Raw genomic sequence first — 25,959 nt, forward strand, 5'->3', positions numbered from 1 at the left:
GAGCAACATGAAGAAAAATAATTTATTAATAAAATCAAGTTTATCTATTACTGCCATGATTGTACCTTTGAGTGTTTTATCATGTGCTAATAAAAAAGACTATGACTTAGGTTTAGCAACTGACCCAATTAATTCACTTAATTACATTAAATATCCATCTGTTAATAGAGTTTTACCATCGTTAGTTGAATCACCTTTGAAATCTGGTCCAAATGAGTCAATTAAAAGACTTGCAAATATTCCTAAAATTAACATGGGTATTTATCAAACTAGTGAGGATGGTTCATTTGATAAATACTTACTAGACAACCCGAATCCAGAAAACTCAGGTAGATTTTATGCCTTAGATGGATTCGGTTCAGCGCCGGGCACCATCACAACAGACCAATCTGAGTATTTGGCAGTACACGGCGTGCAAACACCGTCAAACAAATTCTTATCTTTAAATGTTTTATTAAACGATGGACAGAGTAAATGAAGCAACGGGGATTTAGTTAGGGCTGATGATTATATTGATGCTATGCACTATATTTTTGACCTTGAAACAGGTTCTCAAAAAGTAACAACTATGTTACAAAGAAAATTTCAATCATCAAGTGAAATTATGCAGGCACAACAAGAATACATTCAAAAACATGCCGTTGCTTACAAAAATCCGTTTGCATACCCGCCATTAATAAAAGTTAATGGTGAGTGAGTATATGATGTTTTCGACCCAAGTTATCAACCTTGATCAAGTCAAGTTGAAGGTGATGAAAAAGAAGTAGAAAATATCAAAAAAGCTGCCTTAAATCTTGGGTTTTATTCAGGCAGAATGTATTGAAATATTGACAATAAAACTGTGCTGGGAGCAATTCCTTATTCACCTGACTTCAACTTTGAAAAAGATGAAACAGTTTTAATGTTACCCAACCCAGAGTATTCAGTGAATCTTCACTCAGATAAAGAATTAGAGTCAATACCTCAAAGAATTCCAACCAAAGTTAAGAAATACCTATATTTCGATCCTAAACAAACGCCGTCTAAGGAATTTAAGGATTTATTGGAACAATCACGTGCTCTTAAACATAAACTTGGTGATATTGAATTTTCTGATGAAAATACAGAGTTATATACTGAAAAAGTCAATAAGTTGTATAGAAACTTGTTGCCTAACGGGCAAACAACTTTAGATAATGAATTTATCAAAAAACTTAAACCTAAACATTATTTTACCAATAGAGTACTAGCTTTAGATGAATTCACTTTAAGAATAGCCTACGACGAGTATCAACCTACTGATATCAATAATGCATATCATGATATTTCAAATATTATCATTCCAATTAATCGTCGTTTTGTTGAATCAATTGGCGGAATTAGAGAGTTTGGTTTGAAACAATCTCATTTCTTAACTAACGGTCCATTCAATATCAAAGATTTAGTTTTGGGACCCCAAGGTTTTATTTCGCTAGAAAAAAATAAACAATATTATTCATCAAGTAAAACAATTAGCAACAAAATCAAAATTTACTTTTCTAACGACCCAAATATTAACTCAGCAATGTATGAAGATGGTTATATATCAGCTTCTAAAATTCCACCAGTACTTCAATGGAAATATTGGGCTGATTTAAAAACTAGAAAATATATGAAGAAATCAAATGGTTTCGGTACGATTGCTCTGGCTTTCAACTTAGATAAAGAAACTAACTCAAATTCTGTTGTTAATGATATCAATTTAAGAAATGCAATTTATTATGCCATTGATAGAAATGATATGTTAAATATCGTAGGTTGATCATCTTCATTCCCAGTTATAACTTGAACAGCCTTTGGTCAAGCTTCGTCTAGCTATGGTGATGCTGTTGAATCTGGTTTTGACCACGACTATATGTACACAAAATATGGTAGTTATCCTGAAGATTCAAGCGATAAAACTAATTACCTTAACCAATTTATTTATCAAAAAGCTAAACAGGAAGCCCAGGATAAAAAATGAGGAATTCCAATTCCGGTTCAAAACTACGCACATATCGATCATATTTCTAAATCAATGAGATTTGAAACTGTAAACAGAACCGATAAAGCATACCACCTAGAGGTTGCTCGTGCATTTCTAGAAGAATTCAAAAAATCTCATCCTAACGAAAAACAAATTACATTGAAATTCATTTCGAATTCAACTGATGAACAAAAAAATGCCGGATTGGCTCTAAAAGATTTTATGGCCAAAGCTTTCGGCAATTATATCAACATTGATATTAAAAACTTACCTGAGAATGTTTATGAGGACTGACGTACAACTGGTAAATATGATTTAATATATCGTAACTTTGATGCCTTCGGTAGCGATATTTATTCTTACATCAGAGTTTTTCTAAAACCTGATGAAATCAATTCAAAACAACAAAAAACAACAGGATTCAGAAATAATCCTGCCGGCGGTTGAACATATCATGATTATTTCACGAAAATGGGATATTCAAGAGATAAAAATAATAAATTAGTAATACTTGATCTTCAGAAAGCTAAAGAGATTGAAAACTTAAAACAAAGATTGAGAATCTTGGGTGTGCAACCTAAGAGCCCAAATGTTTGAGATAAAATAGTTGATTTATCTGTTATGTACAACGGAGAAAACTTAAATGATTATACTAAGCGTCATATGAAATTCTTCTCCGCACAATACACAGACGAAGAAAGAAATGAAGGTTGAACTGAGGTTAATGGGTTTGCAGTTATTGCTGGATTCGAAAAAATAGTTAGAGAAGCCGCACCAGTAATTCCGTTAATGGAAGTTGATACATATTGAGAAGTTTCAAGAGTAAATGGTACTGAAAGTTTATTTGCTTATTCATTGCAATATGCATATGATGTGGCAAATCGTCCATCACCTGACTTGCCAACATTAATTAAATAGGAGGAGAAAATATGGAACAAAAAAATAATTTTGTGGACAGATCATTCATTGAGCAGTCCGGCAATAAAATCACAGAAAAAGCTTCTTACGTTGACTTTACAGGTAAGCTAAAACCTAAAATTTCAAAGTTTGCTAGCATTGTAAATATTCAGTCTCCTTTGGCAAAGTCTATTATTAGATTCTTTATAATGGCGATCGAATTTCTAACTATTGCTTGAATTGTTGTAACAATTACATTTTTCTTAATTAACTCAATACCTGGTTCAACAACCTTAACAGCCGGATTAGATGAATCATCGGCAAAAGCAATTGAAGCGACTTATGGGCTTGACAAACCATTAGTTGAAAGATACTTTATCTATTTAAAAAACTTAACACACGGTAATTTTGGTATCTCATATTCAGTATTCCCTGGACAAGATATTAATGATTTTGTTTGAATTAGATTTTATAAATCATTTTTGATTGGAATTTTCTCAGTAATGTTGACATTGCTAATTGGAATTCCGGTTGGTGTTTATGTTGGTATGAATCCTGATAAATTGCCTGATCATATTGCTACAATTATTGTTTCAATATTTTCATCAATTCCATCATTAGTATTCGCCTTATGGTTATTATTGATTGGTCGGGCTATTAATATACCTTATCTATATGTTGAAACTGACTTAGCAACGTATATTTTGCCAGGTCTCGCATTATCATTGAGTTCTATAATTGTATATATAAAATACATTAGAACTGAGTTGAATAGGGAACTTAACTCGCAACATGCTAAGTTTTGCTATTTAAAAGGTTTATCGAAATCTAGATTCGTGTGAACACACGCACTTAAACCTTCTCTATTCCCAATTGCAACATTTTTCCCGGTTGTTATATTCGGTAGTTTTATTGGAAGTATGTTTGTTGAACAAATATTCTTCATTACTGGTAGTGGCGGGTTGCTACTACACGCTATAACCTCAAAGGATTACAACATCATTTTGTTTATGGTTACATTATTCTCATTAATAACAATTCTTTCTTACACATGTCGTGATGCGCTTTATAAAGCCATTGATCCACGTGTTAGAAGAAGTAAGTAGGTATCATGTTTGATTGAAAAATAAATAAAAAATATACAGCAGCAAATAATGAACACGGTAAGGAATTAGCTCCTAATCGTTTCCTACAACCGCTAAACTATAAAAAATGAGAAATGATGGGTAATATATTAGATTACCATGAATCAGCACATATTAAAGACCCACAAAATAAATGAAAAGAACTATTTTACAGATATTCACGTAGTTTTGCTGGAGTATTTGGAGCAGTATTGTTTTTGGTACTGGTTATCAGTGCAATCTTTATTCCTTTTGCAACAGCAAATCCCGATACTTTAGATATTGATAATAAATATTTAAACTTTTTCGAAAAATCATCAGTAATTTTTGGTACTGATTACCTAGGTAGAGACTTATTTGCAAGGTTATGGTGAGGTTTAAGATATTCGCTTGCCTTAGCATTGGTTACTACAATTATTCAAGTTTTTGTTGGGTTATTGATTGGAATAATGATGGGCCACTTTAAAATTTTTGACACTATAATGACTTATATAATCAAAGTTATTTCAAACGTTCCTTCAATAATCATATTAATTGTAATCACGATTGTTTGACGCCCAACATTCTGAGTTATGGTGTTTGCTTTAACTTTTACATCTTGAACTGGTATAGCCAACCAAATGCGTTCACAGGTGTTAAGAGCTAAAACGTTCGAATGAGTTTCAGCGTCAGGAATTCTAGGTACCCCTACATATAAAATATTATTGAACTATTTACCGGTAGTAATTCCTCTATTGGTTACCGAAATTGTATTTCACATTCCAGGTGTTATTCTTAGTGAAACATCATTGGCTTTCATAGGGTTGAGTATTGATATACCGACATTGGGTAACTTGATTTCTGAGGGTTCTAAAGTGTTTACAGCATATCCGCGTTATGTATTGTTGCCTTCATGTATGCTTGTTTTATTAACAACGTCGATACAACTTATATCAGCAAGTATTCAAGATTCATTGTTGAGACAAAGATAGGAGAATCATATGAAAAAAATTAATTCTCAAGATTGAAGAAAATTATCTTATAAGCAGAAAATTGAATACTATTCAGAAAATTTTAAAACAACATTAAAAATCGGTAACATTGAAAATAAAGCTCCTTACACGAAGTTATATCCACAGGTGATAAAAAAATTAGCTAAACCACATCCTAAAAATCTTTTAACTGTAACTAAGGAACAAAATAAATCATTTTGAAGAAACACAAAAGATTTTTGAGGAAACATTTGATATAGATTAACGCACTTATTCAAATTTGGTAAGAAGAATGAATCTAACATAGATTTTGATTCTTATATCGAAAATGCAAAAGTTGAGCATGTTTTAGGCGAAGATATAAAGGTTGCTGCGGAGATTGAGGATGTTTACTTAACTTTTAAAAACCCGGCTAATCCAAGAGAAAAAAATCTAGTTTTAAGGGGTCCAAGCTTCAAAATTTATGAAGGAAAAATCCATTCAATTATTGGAGAATCTGGTTCTGGTAAATCTGTTATTACTTCATTGCTTTACGGATTAACTGGTAATAACTCAATTATTGAATCAGGTAGCGTCAAATTATATGGTCTAGAAGTTCATAATTTTAATCTTTTCAATTGAGAAAAATCTAAATTAAGAGGGCGTATCGTTAGTGCCGTTTTTCAAAACCCAATGTCAATTCTTGACCCTACTATGAAAGTTGGTAATCAAATAATTGAAGGGATGCTAATTAATGGCATTTGTAAAAACAAAAAACAAGCTAACGAAGAAGCAATAAAATATTTGAAATTAGCAAAAATTAATAATCCTGAACAAGTAATGAAGCTTTACCCTCATGAATTATCAGGCGGTATGATTCAGCGTATTGCAATCGCTGCCATTGTTAGTCTAAAACCTAAAATTCTGGTAATGGATGAACCAACTACTGCCTTAGACCCAACTGTTCAAGCTTTGGTGCTGGATATTATTCGTGAATTGCAAGAACAATTCAAAATAGCTGTAGCCTTCATCACACACGATTTAGGTGTTGTTGCGTCCATTTCAGAATTTATTAACATCATGTATGCTGGTCAAATTATCGAGTCTGGAACTCGTGAAGAGGTGTTAATGCATCCACAACACCCATACACCTGAGGTTTAATTTCTTCAATGCCTGACTATAACAATGATGAACGTCTTAATGTTATAAAAGGCGCTGTACCTAGTTCGCTAAACAATATTAAAGGTGATGCTTTTGCCGTTCGTAATGATTACGCATTAATAAAAGACAAAGATGAGGAAGCAGATTTCTATTATGTTTCGCCAACTCACTTTGTTAAGTCGGCATTGCTAGACGAATTAGCACCATTTTACGAACCACCTAAGGTAATTCAAAACCTATGGAAGAGATATTTTGATAGATTAAATAACTTATATCCTGATGGTATATTTGTCGAAAACATACAATATCAAACTGATTTAGAAAAAGTTACTGAATTGAACAAACAAACACAATTATTAATTGACGAACGCAACAAAGAAAATGAACAAGAGGAGGCATAAATCATGGAACAAAAAAAATTTTATGTTGAATCAGGACATTTTGGTAAAAAAGTTTATCGTCAAATTAGACCCGGCACCGACGAAATGCTAAATTGTGTTGACAAAAAACCAATTGTGGAAATTCGAAATATGGATGTCACTTATGGTTATGGCGCTAAAACCTTTTATGCCTTGAAAGATCTAAACTTGAATATTTATCAAGGTGAAGTATTGGGTTTAGTTGGAGAATCTGGTTCTGGGAAAACAACCGCTGGTAGAGCAATAATTGGTTTAACCCCTCATAGCTTTGGTCAAATTAAAATCTTAGATAGAGTTATTCCTAAAAACAAAGATAAGATTATAAAATGAACTAAAAAAGGTAAAGACATTATCGACTTTATGGTAAATAAAGTGCAAATGATTTTTCAAGATCCTACAAATAGTTTAAACCCCTTTAAGAATGTTGAAACCGTTGTTGGTGAAGGTTTAACGAATTTAAAATGTTCAAAATACCTTTATTTAACTAATATAGATATTGAGACATATATTGAATTAAATAATAAGTTAAAAGAAATAAACCCTAAATTAGTTTTTTCTGATGACCCTTGAGAAGAGATAAGAAACCATTGAGATACAGAACAACAACTCTATGATTTCTTACATGTTGAAACATTAAATGAACTCAACCATTTAAAAGAAGTCATTAATGTAGATGATTTTACCAAACTTATTGAATTTATGGGCGAACGGAAAGAACTACGCGATAATGAACAAAACCTTACTGAAAAGGAATGTAAGAGAAAACTGATAATTGACATTTTACATCAAGTGGGTTTAGATGAAACTGTTCTTAATAGATTTCCATTGGAATTTTCTGGCGGACAACAACAACGTGTTGGTATTTGTAGAGCTGTTGTTTTACAACCACAAATACTTATTGCTGATGAACCGATTTCTGCTCTTGACGTTTCGATTCAAGCACAAGTAATTAACATTTTTAAAGAACTTAAAGAAAAGTACAACTTAACTATAATTTTCATTGCTCACGATTTGCGTATGGTTGAATATATTTCAGATAGAATTGCTGTAATTAATAAAGGTACACTACTTGAGGTTGGACCGACAAAATCTGTTATTTATAACCCTCACCATCCTTATACCCAAAGTCTTTTAGATGCTGTTCCATCAATTGAAGCTGAAAAAGGTTCATTGGTTGGCAAATTATACGACCCTTCAATTCATGATTACACAGAAGAAACTCAACCAAAATGACAAAAAGTTGCTGATAAACATTATGTCTTAGCTTCAGATGTTGAAATTGATTCTTTTGTTGAAAATGCTAAAAATTACAATAGCAAAATGAAAAAATAATTATTAAAAAAAGATTAGCTGTTTAGTCTAATCTTTTTTATTTTTTACTAAATTACTGATATTTATATTGAACTCGTTAAATTAATAATGATTATTTTTTCTGAATTCTTCAATCTCATTTTTATAATTTTCTAGAACATACACCAAATCTTTATCTCCACGACCAGATAAATTAACTAGTATATCAATCTCTTTGTCTTTAAATTCTTTAGCAATCTTAATTGCTTGAGCAAGAGCATGAGAAGATTCAAGTGCTGGAATAATTCCTTCGGTTGAAGACAGCAACAAGAATGCTTCAAGAGCTTCTAAATCATTAATTGAAACATATGTTGCCAAATTATTTTGTTTTAGATAGGCATGTTCTGGACCGACGCCAGGATAATCAAGACCAGAAGCTATTGAATAAACATCATCTGGTTCACCATTTTCGTCTGCAAGTAATATTGATTTAAAACCATGTAAAATTCCTGGTTTGCCAAATGATAAAGTAGAAGCGTGATTACCTTTCTTGTTACCTTTGCCTAATGGTTCAACTCCGATTAATTTCGTGTCGCTGAACAGGAATGCAGAAAAAGAACCAATTGCGTTTGAACCTCCTCCAACACAGGCCACGACATAATCAGGATTTTTATTGTATTGTGTGTTGAATTGCTCATGCATTTCCTCACCAATTATTTTTTGAAAGTTACGAACCATCAATGGGAATGGATGTGGGCCAACTACACTCCCGATAGCATACAAGGCCGTATCGCTTTGTTTACGATATGCCTCGAATGCTGAATCAACTGCTTCTTTTAGCGTTTGATTTCCGTGTGTTGCTGGGACAACCTTAGCACCTAAAATTTTCATTTTTTCAACATTTGCCTGTTGCTTAGCGATATCCACAGCCCCCATATGAATTTCACACTCCAAACCAAAATGAGCAGCAGCAAGTGCTACAGCAGAACCGTGACTTCCGGCACCTGTTTCAGCAATTAGTTTCTTTTTACCAATCATTTTAGCAAACAAACCTTCAGCTAAACAATGGTTAGTTTTGTGACTACCGCCCTCATTTAAATCTTCTCTTTTAATATGAATTCTTGCTTTCCCAAATTTAGCACTCAAATTTTTACAAAAATAAATTGGTGTTGGACGTCCTTGAAAATTTTTTCTTAAATTTTTTAACTCGTTTTTAAATTCATCTGATTCTGAAATAATTTTATATTGTGTAGCAATATTATTAAATATCTCTTTTAAATCATCAGGCAAATATGAACCACCAAATTCACCAAAATAACCTTCATCATTTGGTGTATTATCTAAATATTTTTTTAATTTATCATTCATCATTACTCCTATACTGTAATTATAATTTTATATGATTTTAGTTTTTTCTTTTGATTCAATTTAAATAAGTGGAGTATTGCAATTCATTTAATTGCAAGAATTAAACTTAATAATAATTCCCGAGTTTATTTACAACAAATTTTGTAAAGTATTCCCTGATTATTGAATTAAAAAAACTAATGTTTCCATTAGTTCTTTTAACTGCTCTTCGTCGGAGACTTAGCCAGACATTATTTATTTTACTAAATATCTGGTCATTTTTATTTGTAATCAGTATATTATATATTCCAAGATTTACAAACATTTTGTGGTTAAAAACCGTACCACTTTTATAAAAATATTATTTCTCCGTATTATTGATTGTGGATTAAAAAACTATGTTTTAGATGAATTTTTTCAAGAAATGTGTTTATTTTGCTTTTTAAATTTAAATTAATTATTGACAATATATAATTAAGATACATTACTATAATATTAGTGCAAATTTAAGGAGTTATAATGAAGTATTTACTTATTGGCGGAGCTGGTTATATAGGTTCACATATAAAAGAACAATTATTAAAAGAAAAACAATAAGTAACTATTTTTGATAATTTTTCAACTGGATTTAGAGAATTTACTACCGGAGCGGAAGTAATTGAAGGGGACTTTACTAAAATAGGTGAATTAGAGAATGTGTTTAATCAAAATAAGATTGATGTTGTCATTTTATTAGCGGCAAAAATCGCTGTTGGTGAGTCAGTTTTGCAACCGATAAATTATTATAAGAATAATGTTGTCGGAGCAATAAACACTTTAAGTTGCATTCAAAAATACAATGTTCCTAAATTAATATTTTCTTCGACTGCGGCTACATACGGTCTAGGCCGCGGTAAACCTTTAAAAGAAACTGATGATCAAAAACCAATTAATCCTTACGGTTACGGTAAACTGATGGTCGAAAATATTATTAAGGATTTAGCTAAAATTCACTCATTTAAATATGTTATTTTTAGATATTTTAATGTTGCGGGTGCATCTGATAGTTTAAAAATAGGTTACTTAACTAAAAATCAAAGTAAAGTCAATCACATTATCCCGGCAATTAGTTCATCATATTTTAATTTAACACAACCGCTAAAAGTTTTCGGTAATGATTACAATACTGCAGATGGAACATGTGTTAGAGATTACATACATGTATGCGATTTGGCTAGAGCACACATAGAAGCTGTAAGTTATTTAGACAATCATGATTCAAACATTTTTAATATTGGCTCAAAAAAAGGTTATTCTGTTTTAGAAATAATCAATGCATTTGAAAAAGCCAATAATATTGAAATTAAGTATCATTTGAGCAATAGAAGAGAGGGGGACCCGGATTATTAGTAGCTGACTCAACCAAAATCGCTGAGGAAATGAATTTTCACGTTCAATTCGACATTGAAGATATTGCAAAAAGCGAATTTGAATGAAGACGAGAAGTTATTAACAAACTGAATAAATAATGTTTAAAAAAGAAAATTAATGGACGAATCTATCGTAACCTTATTAGTACCAGTTTTCAAAGCTAAGGAATACTTTGAAGAAACGCTAAAAACCATTTTGTGACAAAAACAAAAAAATTTTAAAATTGTAATTTGTGATGATTCAAGTAACGATGGTACATATGAATTTATTAAAGACAAAGTGAAAGATGACTCAAGGTTTAAGGTAATTCGTACGGAAACAAACTCCGGATTAGGAAAAGTGCGTGATATTTTGATTCAAAATTGTGAAACCAAATATTTTTTATTTCTTGACGATGATGACTACCTAGGTAAAAATGCTATAGCAAAAATGTCTAAAAAAGCTCTTGAGACTGATGCTGATACAGTAACAAGTAAAGTTCTTTATCATTTCAAAACAAAAAGAGGTAATTATTCAATATTGCCACCATTATATAAATATTCAAACATCAAAACAACTTCTCAGTTTTTAATTAATAATATTGTTTATTTTTGAGGCAATTTTATTAAAAAATCTTTTTTTGATTCATTGAATATTAAGATTGAATCTAGACTGTTCGAAGATATTGCTCCGGTAACTAAATTATTTATCAATGCTAAATCCTTTGCTCATGTTAATGTTTTAGGAGTTAGATATTACAGAAGAAGTAATTCCCTTTCGGCTTTCAGTGGAGATAATTTTCGAAATAAAATGAATTTTCTCTTTGCTGCCTACAAAAAAGCTCTTGAATACATAGAGGCAGATGTTAAAGAACCTAAAGAAAAAATTCAGTTAATAGATGCAAAATTCTATAACTATCTAGCTTTAATGGTTTTATTTTATCGAAAAGTAAACCATAGTACAAAAGAACAAATTGTTAAATTTATAAAGGAAAATATTATACCTCTAGCAAAGCTATATAATTGAAAACCAAAACCATCAATTCAGACTTGAAAAATCTTTGTCAATAATAATAAACATATAATGAATGCACTTAAAGGGGATTAATTCAGAATCAAGCTAATTTATGAGCTTGTTTTTTTACATTTTAATTAGAATCCTAAGTATTTCACAACACAGTTATGATTTTTTAACTAAAAGACAGCATTTATATTTTAAAAATATTTGATCATGATGTCTCAAAATATCAGTTTTATCATGAATTCGAAAAGAATTAAAAAAACTAATGTTTCCATTAGTTCTTTAACCGCTCTTCGTCGGAGACTTAGCCAGACATTATTTATTTTACTAAATAACCGGTCATTTTCATTTGTAATTAGTATACTATATTTTTAAAGAAAAGCAAAATATTTTGAATTTTATTATTTATAGCTATTTTTTCGTTTGACCGACAATAAAATGTCGGTTTGTGAAGTAAGCTACATAAACATTATTTAACAACTTTAGGGTTTAATCAAAGCTCATTAAATTGGTTGCCTGCTATATCTTTTGAAATAATTTCATATAGTCCCAATAAGTTTTTAATTGGTTTATCATCAACAAAATTAGAAGTTTGTAGGAATTTAGCTATATCTTTTTTTGCTGTCTTTGTTTTTGAGACAGCATCAGTGTCTGTGTATTTTGCGATTGAACCAAATTCAGGTTTGTAGAATTGTTCGTAGAATGCTCATTTGAAGGTTTTGTTTTCTGCTATTGGTGCAAAGTGTTGTAGACCTTCTGTTTTGTTTAATATGTAATTAAACGGCATTATAAGCTTATTATATAAGTTAAGGGCAAAGATATACATCTGGCGTTGGTTTGATGGTTGTACGTGCCCTTTACGGCCATATGATAAACTTTCATCTCATTCGTCATAAAAGAATCTCTTAACTCCATATTCATCGATGTAATTTAGATAAATTGTCGGGTCAATAACGTCATATAGAGCGTCATTAAATGAACTAATAAAACTCTTAAATCCTTGTTTATACTGGTTTATTTTATAAAATTGTTGTAATTCTTTGTTCTCTTTATCGTCTAATAACTCAAAAAATGATTTTAAAGGGCGTTGTGAGAGCAAAGTAAGAATCTGTTTGAATTGAATATAGTGTTTTAAAACTATTAAGTGTTTAGACGTTATATTTGAGTTTTGAATTGGTTTAAAAGGTGCTAAAATGAGTGGACTATTGTAAAACAATTGTGGTTCTCATAGTCTTTTGTCGAATGGTAGTCATTCATAATAGTTTTTTGGATATACACCAATAAAATCACTATTATCTTGGGCTTGACCATAATATTCGAATTGAGTATTGTATCATTTATCAACATAATCATTTTGTGATTTGTTTAAATTTGGTACGTTTAAATTAGGGACTGGGTCTAAGTGTAAAATGTTATCTGAATTTAGTTTTACACGTTCTTGTAAGAAATGTCTATCCGTTCGTTCGTAGAAGTTTTTAGAGACTTTAAACATATCTCTATATGATAAGAATGTTTGGCCTTTGATTTCCTCATTCAAGTGTTCGTCTTGATATTGGTATCAGTTGCCGTCGAGGTGCGGTGTTTTTAGAATTGTTTCATTATTTTCGTAATCTAATGGTAATACGCCGTGGTACATTTCTGCGTATTGAGTGCGTTGCTTGTAAAAGTCAGCAAAGACAGCAATGATTTTGTTTAAATCATAAGTTATTGCGTCGTATCAAATTTTTCCCAGTCTTTCAGTAGAATAACCATTATTTATTTTTTCTTGTTCGGGTTTTGATTCTGTTAGAAGTTTTTTAATTCTATTTTTAATACCTTCTTTATCTTTAATATTATCTACTTGCAAGATGTAATCGTAGTATTTTTTAATACCTGAGTAATAGAACATAGCGGTTGGATGCTTAAAAATTAGATTATATTTACTAATTTTAAATTCTGGATTATAGTTTGTAAGAAATGTGCCTGTATCGTTAAAAACAGCAGGGTTATAATCCAACGAAGCTTTGGTGTTGTATAAGTTATCATAAGAATATACTATTTCATTTACGTTTTTTGATGGTTTTTTGGGTTCCACTGGTTTTGGGGGAGTTGAAGGTGGAATAGCTGGTGTTGATGGAGTTATATTTGAAGTATCAGGTTTACCAGTACGACCTTGTGTTTGATGTTTAAAGGATTCATTATTTTTGCTATTAAAACAGGATGAGGAAAACATCGTTGTGGCTAAAACGGCAGTTGTGTGTATTGATAGTATAATATTTTTTTTAAGTTTGTTTTTTCTCATACTTTAATTATAAATGTTTATTATTTTTTTAATAGGAACATAGTTAATACATATTATTTGTTTAGTCATAATGATAAATTATTATTAAATCATGATTTTTATTGTTAGATGTGTAAATTGGTAAAAAACAAACTGTTAGTTAAGGACAAAAATTAAATAACTGGTAGCACAAAAATATTTGTATATTATAATTAGAACTGATTATGAAAAAAGCAAACGAACTAGAAGTAACAAGAGTTACAGAGATTAAAAGAAATAGAATTAAACAATCATTTCTACATTTTTCAACGTTATATAGAATCAATAAGCTAGGTTGACAAATTGCTTTGTCAATCGTAATTGGTTTAATATTCGGTGTAATTGAATTCACAATGATTCAAATCACTGGTTTATACCAAATGGGATTGGGGGCACTAGCTCAAGCTTTGGGTCGTTTTACGAGAATATTTAATACCGATAAGACCTTGTTTAATATTCTCTTTTGGTTGGTAAACTTTCTCGGAAATGTCCCCTTATTTGTTTTTGCTTACAAAAAAATAGATAAAAAATTTGCATTATTAAATTTTGCTTATTTAGCTAGCTCAACAATTAGTGGTTTTGCATGTGCTTCTATTCCTGGGGCTGAGCATTGATTTATTTTCTCTGACCCCAATACTTCGTTACCGGCAATAGATGGAGCAGATGTTTTAAAAAATGTTGAAATTATTATTTGAGATACTGCAAATTTGAAAGAATTTTCAATATTCTTTTATGCTATGTTGTTTGGGATTTTGCAAGCTATTTTTAATGCTGTGTTATTAATAACCGGATCGTCTTCAGCAGGTTTTGATATAGTAGCTATCTATATGTCCAAAAAAAAATTCCGTGATATGGGTTCAGTATTTTTATTGATTCATCTTGTATGTTTAATTATTGCTAATTTGTTTGGTACATATATTCCGGCAGGTCACGCAATAACGGGACATGAATATCAAAATTTTAATGTAGGTCCATGAGCAATGCAAAATTTCTTTAGTCCAACTTTTATAGCTGGTGTATTGATGATTTTGGTAAATGCTATCACTTTGAACATATTCTTCCCTAAATTCCAATTAGTAAGGGTTGAAGTTATTTCTTCAAAAGTAAATGAAATACAACAAGCAATTCTTAATTGTAAAGACAAAACATACGCAACAACAATAGTTGATGCGCGTGGTGGATATTCAAATCAAAAACAACAAATTTTGATAACAACCTGTTTATTTATTGATGCTGCTCAATTATTAGATATGATCAGAAACGTTGACGAAAATGCCTTCGTGACTGTATTAGATGTCAAAAAAGTTGATGGACACGTTTACACCGCAAACACAAAACACAAAAAATTATTTAGTTCAAAAGAAAAACGTCAAAAAAGCGACATAGAACTAAATATTAATCAAAATACAATGTTAAATAATTAAAAATCAGTAATTTATTATTATTTATTAGTTTATTTATACATTTTTATTAAAATTAAATTGTTAAAGAAAAAAAGATAGAAAGAGGAAATATGGCAGAAAATGAAAAATCATTAGCAAGTGTCTACCACGTTACTCCTTATAATGGCAAATGGCAAGTAAAAGGTGTAGGCAACACAAGACCAACCAAATTATTTGATACCCAAAAGGAAGCAATTGCTTATGCTAACGAATTAACAAAAAAACGTAATGGTTCTGTGCTTATTCACAGAAAAACTGGCCAAGTTAGAGACAGTATTAGCAATAAAAAGAAAAAATAATTATCAATTTTAATTAACATTCGTTTTAAACATGTAAAAGTCAATAGAAATGCTCTATTGGCTTTTATTATTCGTAAGTTAAATTAGGTTCGTAATAGAATTATTAACATTAAACTAATAATTAAAAATAACAATATTTCTAATTTACGTATAAAATTTAAATAAATGAAAGAGGTTTTATGTCTAATTATAAACTACACTCTAAGTATAAACCCGCAGGTGATCAACCATCAGCAATAAATGAATTAGTTGATAATATTAATAGCGGCGAAAAATTCCAAGTTTTAAAAGGCGTCACAGGTAGCGGAAAAACCTTTACGATTGCTAATGTAATTAAAAATTTTGATCGACCCGTTTTAGTGTTATCTCATAATAAGACTTTAGCCAGCCAGTTATATAGTGAGTTGAAAGGTTTTTTTCCCGAAAACAATGTTGAATATTTTGTTTCTTATTTTGACTATTATCGTCCAGAAGCGTATATTCCTTCATCGGATTCATATATTGAAAAAAATTCTCAAACTAATAAAGAAATTGAAGCAATGAGAATGTCTGCGTATAATTCTCTTTTAACTAATAATAATACAATTGTTGTTGCTTCGGTATCAGCAATTTATGGTGCTCTTAATCCAACAGAATATCGCGAACAAATATTCTTTATCCAGGTTGGAGACAAATATAAAAGAAATGACTTTTTAAAGGAATTAGTGCAAAAAAACTATAATCGAAATGAAGTTGAATTAACATTAGGCAGTTTTAGTTCAAAAGGAGATATAGTTTTTATTAGACCTGCTCACTCATTTGAATTTTTAATAAGAGTTGATTTTTTTGGCGATGAGATAGAAAAGATTTCAACCTGTCACCCTGTTACAAAACAAATATTTGAGACTTATAAAAAGTTTAGAATTTTCCCCGGAGACGCATACACTGTAGGTTCAGAATTAATCAAACAAGTTGTCGAAAAAATTGGAAAAGAACTTGAGGAAAGAATTGAATATTTCAGTAAAAATGGAAAATTATTGGAAGCACAAAGAATAGATGAACGCACAAGAAAAGATATGGATTCATTGAGCGAATTTGGTGTTTGCAATGGTATTGAAAATTATTCAAGATATTTCGATAAACGTGAGGCTGGGGAGCGACCATATACATTGCTAGATTATTTTGCTGACAAAAATCCGTTATTAATAATTGATGAAAGTCATATGATGCTTCCTCAATTAAGAGCAATGTATTTAGGTGACAGAAGTCGTAAACAAACTCTTGTTGATTATGGTTTTAGATTACCGAGTGCTTTAGATAACAGACCTTTAAAATTTGATGAATTTGAAAACAGTTTCGATTTTCAAACAATTTATATTTCAGCCACACCCGAGGAATACGAATTAAATAAAACATATGGTGTTATTACTCGTTTATATGTGCGTCCGACAGGGTTATTAGACCCAATCATTGAAGTTAGAAGTAGTCAAAATCAAGTTGAGGATATCTATGATGAATTACAGAAACAAAAATCGAAAAATGAACGAACATTAATATTAACAACAACCAAAAGATTAGCGGAAGAATTAACAAGACATTATCTTGAAAAAAATGAAAAAGTTGCTTTTATTCACTCAGAACACAATACTTTTGAAAGAAATAGAATTCTTTTAAAATTGAGAAGAGGTGTCTATGACACAGTAATTGGTATTAATTTACTTCGTGAAGGGATTGATTTACCAGAAGTTAGTTTAATTGTTGTTTTAGATGCTGATAAAGAAGGATTTTTGCGTGATACAAAGTCTCTAATTCAAATTGCGGGTCGTGCCGCCCGTAATGCCAATGGCCGTGTCTTATTTTATGGTGATAAAGTTTCAAGAAGTATGCAAGAAACTATTGATGATAATCTCGAAAAACGTCAATTACAATTAGAGTACAATAAATTGCATAACATTACGCCTAAAACTATTATCAAAGATATTCCTGATTCGCTTTTAGACGATGCCAAGGACGAAGAAATAAGTTTCTTTTTGAGCGATAATAAACGTAAGGCTAATTCAAAACAAGCGAAAATTGATTTAATTAACGAATTAAGAGCAAAAATGAATGAAGCGGCCAAAAATTTAGATTATGAAAAAGCTATTGAAATTAGAGATGTTATTATCGAATTAGAAAATAGTAATTAAAGGAGATGATTATGTCAACAAAAGAAAACATTACGATTAAAGGTGCTAGAGAAAACAATTTAAAAAACATTAATTTAGTGCTTCCAAAAAATAAACTAATTGTCTTTACTGGTTTATCGGGTTCAGGTAAATCTTCTTTAGCATTTAATACAATTTATGAAGAAGGTCGAAGAAGATATGTTGATAGTTTAAGTAATTATGCTAGACAATTTCTTGGAGGAACTAATAAACCTGATGTAGACGCAATTGATGGCCTTAGTCCATCAATTGCTATTGAGCAAAAAACTACCCACAATAACCCTCGTTCAACAGTTGGTACTGTTACTGAAATTTATGATTATTTAAGATTATTATTCGCAAGAATTGGTAAACCGTTTTGTCCAAAACACAAAATTGAGATAACTTCGCAAACTAATAAAGATATCTTAGATTCAATTTATTCATTAGATCCTGATTCAAAATTATTCATTTTGGCACCAGTCGTGGAAAACGAAAAAGGAACTCATGTAAATTTAATTGAAAAACTTAAAAAAGAGGGTTTTGTACGCCTAAAAATTGATGGTCAAATTTATGACCTTGATGAAAAAATTGATTTGGATAAAAATTCAAAACATTATATTGATATTGTGGTTGATAGAGTTGTTTTAACCGAAGAAAATAGAGCCAGAATTGCTGAAGCAATATCTGTTGCCGCTGATTATGGAAAAGGATTAGTTAAGGTTGAATCAACAGATGGTTACAGTAAGGTTTTTTCAAAATTACACTCCTGTTTTTACAAAGATTTTGAGATGCCGAAGATTGAGCCAAGATTATTCTCTTTTAACTCACCGGCCGGGGCTTGTGATCAATGTAAGGGCTTAGGCGTTGATTTGCGAGCAAGTTTCGAAGCGCTAGTGCCTGAACCTTGAAGAAGCATTAATGAAGGTGGCATTAAGATTTATGAAAATACAGTTAATACTCAAAATCTTGAATGACAAGAATTTGATATTTTGTTAGATCATTATCAAATTGATAAAACAATCCCAATTGAGGATTTATCCAAAGAAGAATTAGACATAATTAAATACGGTGCTGATGAAGAATTAGAATATGTATTAACTTCCACTTCTGGAAACCGAATAAGAAGAACTAAACGCATTGAAGGTATTTTAAATACTGTGGAACGTAAATATATGGAAACAGCATCTCAAGCAGTGAGAGATTGATTAAAAAAATATATGGGTTCATATCCATGTTCACGTTGCAATTATTCACGTTTAAATAAATATGCTTTAGCTGTACAAATCAATGGTATGAACATTGACGATTTTGCCAGACAATCAATCGAAGAGGCCTTATTTACAATTGAAAACATCGAATTACAGGATACCGAAGTTCAAATTTCTTCACTGATTATTACAGAGCTAATAAATAGACTAACATTTTTGCAAAATGTAGGTTTAAGTTATTTAAGTTTAAATCGTAGTGCTGAAACACTATCTGGTGGCGAAAGTCAGCGTATTAAATTAGCAACGCAAGTCGGTTCTAATTTGACTGGTGTTTTATATGTACTAGATGAACCATCGATTGGACTTCATCAAAAAGATAATGAAAGACTAATTAATACATTGAAAAACATGGTCGAAATCGGCAACACTTTAATTGTTGTAGAACATGATGAAGACACCATTAGAGCTGCAGAACATTTGGTGGATATTGGACCGTTGGCGGGAGCACAAGGTGGCAATATTGTTGCGCAAGGAAGTTTGGAAGATATTAAAAATTGTCCGGAATCACTAACTGGACAGTATTTAAGTGGTAAGCTGTCTATTGATGTACCAAAATCTCGTCGTTCTGGAAATGGTCAGGTTGTAACAATTTATGGTGCTAAGGAAAATAATCTTAAAGATATTGATGTTAAATTTCCGCTTGGCAAATTTATTGCTGTCACAGGTATGAGTGGATCGGGCAAAAGCACATTAGTAAATGAGATTTTCGTAAAAGGAATACAAAGAGTTGTCAATAAAAGTACCGATAAATTGGGTAAATTTAAGTCAATTAATAATATTCAAGCTATTGATAAAGTTGTTCCAATTTCTCAAAGTCCGATTGGACGAACACCTCGTTCAACCCCGGCAACACATATTTCAGTTTTCGATGATATTAGAGATCTTTTCGCTTCAACTACTGAAGCTAAATCAAGAGGTTATACAAAATCTAATTTTAGTTTTAATGTCCCGGGCGGACGTTGTGAAAAATGTAGTGGAGATGGTGTAATAAAAATTGAAATGCATTTTCTTCCTGACGTTTATATTGCTTGTGATGACTGTGACGGCAAACGTTATACACTTGAAACACTTGAAATCAAATATCGTGGAAAAAACATATCAGATGTATTGAATATGAGTGTTGATGAAGCTCACGATTTCTTTGCAAATCGTTCAAAAATTAAAGAAAAATTAGCAGTAATTCAATCAATTGGTCTGGGTTATATTAAATTAGGTCAGCCTTCAACAACACTGAGTGGAGGCGAGGCGCAAAGAGTCAAATTGGCAACTTACTTACAGAAAAAACCAACCGGAAAGACTGTCTATGTACTTGATGAACCAACAACTGGTTTGCACCCACACGATGTTAAAAAATTATTAGATGTCTTAAACAAAATTGTTGATGGCAGTGATACAGTTATTGTTATTGAACATAATTTAGATGTCATTAAATGTGCTGATTACATCATTGATTTAGGGCCAGAGGGTGGTGTCAATGGAGGCAAAATAGTTGCTTCAGGCACTCCTGAACAAGTTGCTCAATGTGAACAGAGTTTTACCGGCCAGTACTTAAAAAAATACTTAAAATAACGGATTTCCGTTTTTTTATTGCATTTATAACAATATCTGAGAAAATATTCTGTATTTTTATATATAATTCTAAATATGAATTTAAAAAGAAAATTAATCCTTTACATTTTGGTTGCGATTATGACAATATTTTTAGTAGTCGCCTCATTTATAATGCTTTGATTAGATGTGGCAAAAGTTTGATCAGCAATATTTACATCGCTACTGATTTTAAGCTCGGTATTGACTGGCACTTTTATTGTGTTATCAATTAAAACTTTTATTTCTAACCAATCATCAATAAAATCTTCATATAGTAAATTTGTTGATGAAATAATGGTTCATAATCAAGTAGGTACAATAATTTACGATATGAGCGGCAATATAATCCAAACAAGTGAGTTTATTCGCACCCGCTTTGGCAAACATTTAGTAGGTTTAAAATTACATAAATTTTTCGAATCGATTTTTGTTAATTTTTCCGAAAAGAAAAGAGAATATGAATTTAAACACGAAAACTCGTATTACGTAGCTTCTGTGTTTCCTTTGAATAACTATGTTTCGATTAGAGATAATTCTCTTGAAAAAAGAAGCATGCAGATTTACAGTCAAGAACAAGCAGTAGTCGGCGAACTTGAAATTGATAATTACTGACTATATCAATCAATTCTTTCTGAGGAACAGCTATACAACCTCAATAAAAGCGTTATTACAGTTCTAGACAATTTAGTTCAAACATATAATTTGATTTATCGTCAATACAATACTAATGGGAAATTTTTACTTGTTACAAACAAAATTTCACTAGATAAGATGATAGAGGCTAAGTTCGAATTCTTTGATAAATTACACCAAGTTCTTAAAACCGATAACAATAACATTGTAGTTTCAGTTTCAGCCGGTTTTGCATATGGGGCCAATGAATATCAAACTAAAATAGATTTAGCAAAAAGCGCCTTATTACAGGCACAAGGACGTGGTGGTGATCAAGTTGTTGTTTTATCTCCATATGATCATCCAATTTACTTTGGTTCAACAACAGAAATTCTACCTAGCGTTGATAGAACTAGAATTCGAAACCTAACTGGTTTAGTAGAACAAAGATTACTCAATCCAAAATTAGATAAGGTAATTATCTATGGACATGCCGTGGCAGATTTAGATGCGATTGGTTCAGCGATGGGGGTTTTAGCTTTATGCAAAACATATGGTAAACAAGTATATATATGTTCTGCCACACAAGACTCTACAACTAAAAAAGTCTTACAACAATATTGAGAAAACATTGGAGACAATTTTATTAAACCTCAGGTTGCAAATAAAATTTCTGACGAGAATACAATTGTCTTCTTTGTGGATAATGCTCATCCTACACGTACGGACAATCCAGAAGCAATAAAAAATGTCAAGTCGGAAAATATCTTCATTTTAGATCATCACAGAATGAAGTTATCAATTGATTTTGCACCAAAAGAAAACAGAGTTATTGCAACTTCAGCTTCATCGGCCAGTGAATTGGTTACCGAGATGTTAATTTTTTCAAAACGCAAAGTGGTTGTTGATTTAATTACTGCTCAAATGTTATTAAACGGAATTTGTTTGGATACATTACAATTCCAAAAACACGCAACATCTAAAACTTTTGAGGCAGCAAGTTGATTGGAAACCAGAGGAGCGAATTCAACAGTAGCGGCTAATGCATTAAAAATAGATGCTGAAACTTATGCCAAGGTAAATAAAATGCTGGAATCGTTGGAAGAAGTGAAAGAAGGATTTTTCCTTGCATATGCTGACGTTCCAATGTCAGACGATTTAATTTCTATTACGGCAGAAGAAATTTTAAGAATCGATGGCCGGAGAGCAAGTTTTGTTGTAGCTCGACAAGAAAAAGGCGATAAATACAAATTATCAGCTCGTGGCATTGACACAAATGTTCAAATAATTTGTGAAGGTGTCGGTGGTGGTGGAGGTTTTGCAGCAGCAGCAGCAGTTTCTACTGATGACCTAGAAACATTTATAGATAATATTAAACAAGCGATTGTGAGTGTGAAATAATGAAAATAATACTATTAAAAGATTGTAAAGATGGTAAAGCTAATACCATTATTGAAGTATCAGATGGCTATGGGGCTAACTTTTTGGTTGCCAAAGGTTTTGGGGTTCCATACAACGAAAAAACTAAATACCAATTAGATAAACGTCTTAAAGATATGACTAATGACGAAATGGAAATTCGTGCTAAGGCTCTTGAATTGAAGCAACAATTAGAAAATGACAAATTAACTTACCAGTTAGATGCTTTAATTGATGCCCACGGAAATTTAATCGTGCATAAATCAATTTCTACTAAAGATATCAACAGAGATTTAGTTAAAAAAGGCTACAAACTTGATAAATATTCAGTGCAAAAAGTTCATATTGTGTCAAACGGTTTACATGAAATTGATATAATTTTATACAAGGATATTGTAGCTAAATTTAAAGTAGAGGTACAAGTCAATGTTAAATAAACCAGAAAATTCGTCCGGTAACTCAATTCACATTAATGTTCTGTATGAGAAAAATATTTTAGGAGTAGTGCTTTCGGATAATAAATACGCCGACAATGTTATTCCTTACTTATTGGAAGAAGATTTTGCAGTCGTTGAACACAAACGACTTTTTATTGTATTGTCTCATTTGTATAAAAACAATATCGGTATTAACAACCAACAAATACTTGAATTAGCTAAAAAAACTAATGAAACATTAGTAACACCAATGCTATTAACTGAAGTTTATGCCTCGGCAGGTTTGCCTTCTAATATCCAAAATTATTTAGAAGAATTAATCAAATTAACGAAATTAAGAACTATTCAAGCAAGAATTAGCGAAATGCAAAATCAACTTAACAGATTAGACCATAATTTAGATGAAAATTCGTTAATTAACCAAATTCAAAAATTGTTAATGGATGTTGATCGAGCTAAAGATGGTGAAGACTTTTTAACTGCGAAATCAGTTAGTGATGAATATTATGATGAGTTAAACACTTTAAAAAATGCTGACCCAAACTCTATCAGGGGAATTCCAACTGGCTTTAAAGACATTGATGTTGCCACTCAAGGTCTACATGGATCGGAATTACTGATTTTAGCTGCCAGACCCGGTATTGGTAAAACAGCCTTAGCATTAAATATTGCAGTCAATGTTGCTAGGTCAAAAAATAAAGTTACTAAACGCAATCGTCGTGTTGCATTCTTCAGTCTGGAAATGTCCCCTAAACAACTAATGGGTAGAATTTATTCATTTATGTCTGGTGTGGATCAGTATAAACTTAAAAAACCACAATTATTAACTGACGATGAGATTTTAAAAATTAATGCAACTAAAAATAATTGGATTGACCGTTTAAATCTTTTTATTGATAATACTTACGAAAACGAACTGCAAACTCTTTTATGAAAATGTCGTCGTTTGCATAAAGTAGAACCAATTGATTTAATCGTAGTTGACTATTTACAATTAATTTCATCAACTACAAAAGGTCGTGGTGGGGAAAATAGACAACTGGAAATTACTAGAATCTCAAGAAGTCTAAAAACACTATCCCTTGAGTTAAATGTACCAATTTTAGTATTGTCTCAATTAAACCGTCAAACCGAAACGCGTGAAGACAAAAGACCTATGCTAGCTGACCTTCGTGAATCGGGTTCTATTGAAAATGATGCCGATATTGTAATGTTTTTATACCGTGAAAACTACTATAATTCAAAAAATAAAGATATAGAAGTCGAAAACGAAAGCAAAAATATCGGTGAAGTTACTGAATTAATTTTAGCAAAACACCGTAATGGCCAAACGGGTAAAATCGGCCTAAGATTTTTACCACATATTGGTAAATTTACCGACGTAAATTTTTACGATGAGTTTAAAGAAATAGAAGGTGATAATTAATGGATAGACTCAGTATCATACTAATTCCAATATTAGTATTCTTACTACTTTGTAGTTCGATTTTTAGTAGTTGTGAAACTGCATACTCAACATTGAATCCGGGCAAGCTTGAAACAATGATTGATAAAAAAGAATTTGGTTCAAAATTGATTAAGAAACAATACAAATTTTTTAACCGTATGCTAGGTTTGATTCTAATATGTAATAACTTAGTTAATATTGGTCTTTCAGCAGCTGTTTCATACTTACTTTCGAAAAACTTAAGTGCTTCTGTTGAACAATATTCGGCTCTAATTTCAACTGCTGTTTTAACTCCTGTTATTGTTATTGTTGGTGAAATCTTACCAAAATTAATTGCTAAAGCACACCCAGAAAAAGTCGCCAAAACATTTTGTTATGTTTTGGAAGTTCTGTACTGAGTATTTTTCCCAATTTGTTGATTAATCGGTAGGATTAGTAAAAGTATTTATATAACAAACACTGAACAAGATGTTAAAAATCTTTTGGATGTAGCTCACACCGAAGGCGTTTTAGAAGCTAATGAAAGCATCATGGCGCAAAACGCTTTGGATTTAGACACAACCAAAATTAGAAAACATTATATTAAAATTAAAGATATGTCTTATCTACCATATAATGCAACTATTGTGCAAGCGCAAGAAATGTTTAAAAAGACAAACTATTCAAGACTGCCTATTGAAAAAGATGGTCAATTCCTAGGTATTGTTTTATTAAAGGATATCTTCTTCCTGAAAAAAGGTAAAGTCATAACTTATATGAAATCTGTACCAACTATCAGTGCTAATTCAACCTTAGCTTCAGCACTGGAGAGATTAAGATTTGAACGGGCGCAAATGGCATTTGTCACAAATAATATGTCTTCGAGTGAAATCTTGGGAATAATCACTATTGAGGATATTCTTGAAGAAATAGTTGGTGAAATATATGATGAATATGATGAGGACGAATTAAAAGAATTCTTCGAAATTAGTCTTGAATTATTCCATGTTTCTGGTGGCGTTAAAATGAAACAAGTGCTAAAACAAATGAATTTAGAATTAAAATTATCAGATGAGGAATTGAACTCAACATTGGAAAAATGAGCAAAAACCAAACACACAGAAAAATTAAATAAAAACACTAAATTTGAAGTAGATGGCGTCTCATTTAAAGTGTTAACATCGCCGACAACCAAACAAAAACATTATCGTTTTGAAATCGAGATTGGAACACAGGCACCTGTCAATATCGAACCAACAATGGAAATATAATAATATTGGGTAAATCCCAATATTTTTTATATTATATGTTTATATAAATATGACAGATTGCGTAACAATGTTTTCATTGTAAATATAAATAACCTCCAATATACATAATTATTTATGGCTTGTTCATAATGATTTTTAATTTGAACATT

Annotated in this window: 17 protein-coding genes; 15 read left to right on the forward strand and 2 right to left on the reverse strand. The window is 31.0% G+C overall.

Annotated features, from left to right (window positions below; translation table 4 throughout):
- Positions 1 to 7: 7 nt before the first annotated feature.
- From NW238_RS01030 to NW238_RS01050, 5 genes are read left to right on the forward strand one after another with little or no spacing between them, the layout of a single operon-like run.
- Positions 8 to 2,902 (forward strand): ABC transporter substrate-binding protein, encoded by a 2,895-nt coding sequence (locus NW238_RS01030; RefSeq protein ID WP_258451642.1) that lies wholly within the window; start codon positions 8 to 10, stop codon positions 2,900 to 2,902.
- Between the two features lie 11 nt (positions 2,903 to 2,913).
- Complete coding sequence (locus NW238_RS01035) at positions 2,914 to 3,987, forward strand: ABC transporter permease (RefSeq protein WP_171111763.1); 1,074 nt, start codon at positions 2,914 to 2,916, stop codon at positions 3,985 to 3,987.
- Positions 3,988 to 3,992: 5 nt separating this feature from the next.
- A complete protein-coding gene (locus tag NW238_RS01040) occupies positions 3,993 to 4,976 on the forward strand; it encodes an ABC transporter permease (RefSeq protein WP_216505663.1) in 984 nt (327 codons plus the stop codon).
- A 9-nt stretch (positions 4,977 to 4,985) separates the two neighbouring features.
- Entirely contained in the window at positions 4,986 to 6,518 is a 1,533-nt protein-coding gene (locus NW238_RS01045; protein ID WP_258451643.1) for an ABC transporter ATP-binding protein, read from the forward strand.
- A 3-nt stretch (positions 6,519 to 6,521) separates the two neighbouring features.
- Positions 6,522 to 7,868 carry an ABC transporter ATP-binding protein gene (locus NW238_RS01050; RefSeq protein WP_216505661.1) on the forward strand — a complete coding sequence of 449 codons (1,347 nt, stop codon included), beginning with the start codon at positions 6,522 to 6,524 and terminating at the stop codon, positions 7,866 to 7,868.
- An 81-nt stretch (positions 7,869 to 7,949) separates the two neighbouring features.
- Here NW238_RS01050 and trpB read toward each other — a convergent pair whose 3' ends face one another.
- On the reverse strand, positions 7,950 to 9,194 hold the full coding sequence (gene trpB / locus NW238_RS01055) for a tryptophan synthase subunit beta (RefSeq protein WP_258451644.1): 1,245 nt from the start codon (positions 9,192 to 9,194) through the stop codon (positions 7,950 to 7,952).
- Positions 9,195 to 9,776: 582 nt separating this feature from the next.
- Here trpB and galE point away from each other — a divergent pair.
- On the forward strand, positions 9,777 to 10,562 hold the full coding sequence (gene galE, locus NW238_RS01060) for a UDP-glucose 4-epimerase GalE (protein WP_373889496.1): 786 nt from the start codon (positions 9,777 to 9,779) through the stop codon (positions 10,560 to 10,562).
- Positions 10,563 to 10,700: 138 nt separating this feature from the next.
- A complete protein-coding gene (locus NW238_RS01065) occupies positions 10,701 to 11,669 on the forward strand; it encodes a glycosyltransferase family 2 protein (RefSeq protein WP_258451645.1) in 969 nt (322 codons plus the stop codon).
- A gap of 382 nt (positions 11,670 to 12,051) precedes the next feature.
- Here the strand turns inward: NW238_RS01065 and NW238_RS01070 are convergent, their stop codons facing one another.
- Entirely contained in the window at positions 12,052 to 13,863 is a 1,812-nt protein-coding gene (locus NW238_RS01070; RefSeq protein ID WP_258451646.1) for a hypothetical protein, read from the reverse strand.
- A gap of 203 nt (positions 13,864 to 14,066) precedes the next feature.
- Between NW238_RS01070 and NW238_RS01075 the strand changes: the two genes are divergently transcribed.
- The 8 genes from NW238_RS01075 to NW238_RS01110 all read left to right on the forward strand — a co-directional run bounded on the left by NW238_RS01075 (position 14,067) and on the right by NW238_RS01110 (position 25,810).
- Complete coding sequence (locus tag NW238_RS01075; RefSeq protein ID WP_258451647.1) at positions 14,067 to 15,305, forward strand: YitT family protein; 1,239 nt, start codon at positions 14,067 to 14,069, stop codon at positions 15,303 to 15,305.
- Between the two features lie 89 nt (positions 15,306 to 15,394).
- A complete protein-coding gene (locus tag NW238_RS01080) occupies positions 15,395 to 15,622 on the forward strand; it encodes a DUF2188 domain-containing protein (RefSeq protein WP_216505655.1) in 228 nt (75 codons plus the stop codon).
- Between the two features lie 179 nt (positions 15,623 to 15,801).
- Entirely contained in the window at positions 15,802 to 17,787 is a 1,986-nt protein-coding gene (uvrB, locus tag NW238_RS01085) for an excinuclease ABC subunit UvrB (RefSeq protein ID WP_258451648.1), read from the forward strand.
- A gap of 11 nt (positions 17,788 to 17,798) precedes the next feature.
- Entirely contained in the window at positions 17,799 to 20,624 is a 2,826-nt protein-coding gene (gene uvrA / locus NW238_RS01090; RefSeq protein ID WP_258451649.1) for an excinuclease ABC subunit UvrA, read from the forward strand.
- A 75-nt stretch (positions 20,625 to 20,699) separates the two neighbouring features.
- Positions 20,700 to 22,658 (forward strand): GGDEF domain-containing protein, encoded by a 1,959-nt coding sequence (locus NW238_RS01095; RefSeq protein WP_216505652.1) that lies wholly within the window; start codon positions 20,700 to 20,702, stop codon positions 22,656 to 22,658.
- The gene (gene rplI, locus NW238_RS01100) at positions 22,658 to 23,113 is read left to right on the forward strand and encodes a 50S ribosomal protein L9 (protein ID WP_216505651.1); all 456 of its coding nucleotides are present in this window, start codon (positions 22,658 to 22,660) and stop codon (positions 23,111 to 23,113) included. The genes NW238_RS01095 and rplI overlap by 1 nt, the downstream gene beginning before the upstream one ends.
- A complete protein-coding gene (locus NW238_RS01105) occupies positions 23,103 to 24,539 on the forward strand; it encodes a replicative DNA helicase (protein ID WP_258451650.1) in 1,437 nt (478 codons plus the stop codon). The genes rplI and NW238_RS01105 overlap by 11 nt, the downstream gene beginning before the upstream one ends.
- Complete coding sequence (locus tag NW238_RS01110) at positions 24,539 to 25,810, forward strand: hemolysin family protein (protein WP_216505649.1); 1,272 nt, start codon at positions 24,539 to 24,541, stop codon at positions 25,808 to 25,810. The genes NW238_RS01105 and NW238_RS01110 overlap by 1 nt, the downstream gene beginning before the upstream one ends.
- Positions 25,811 to 25,959 lie beyond the last annotated feature (149 nt).

It is taken from the genome of Mycoplasma zalophidermidis, from assembly GCF_024742155.1.
Classification (GTDB): Bacteria; Bacillota_I; Bacilli_A; order Mycoplasmatales; family Metamycoplasmataceae; genus Mycoplasmopsis; species Mycoplasmopsis zalophidermidis.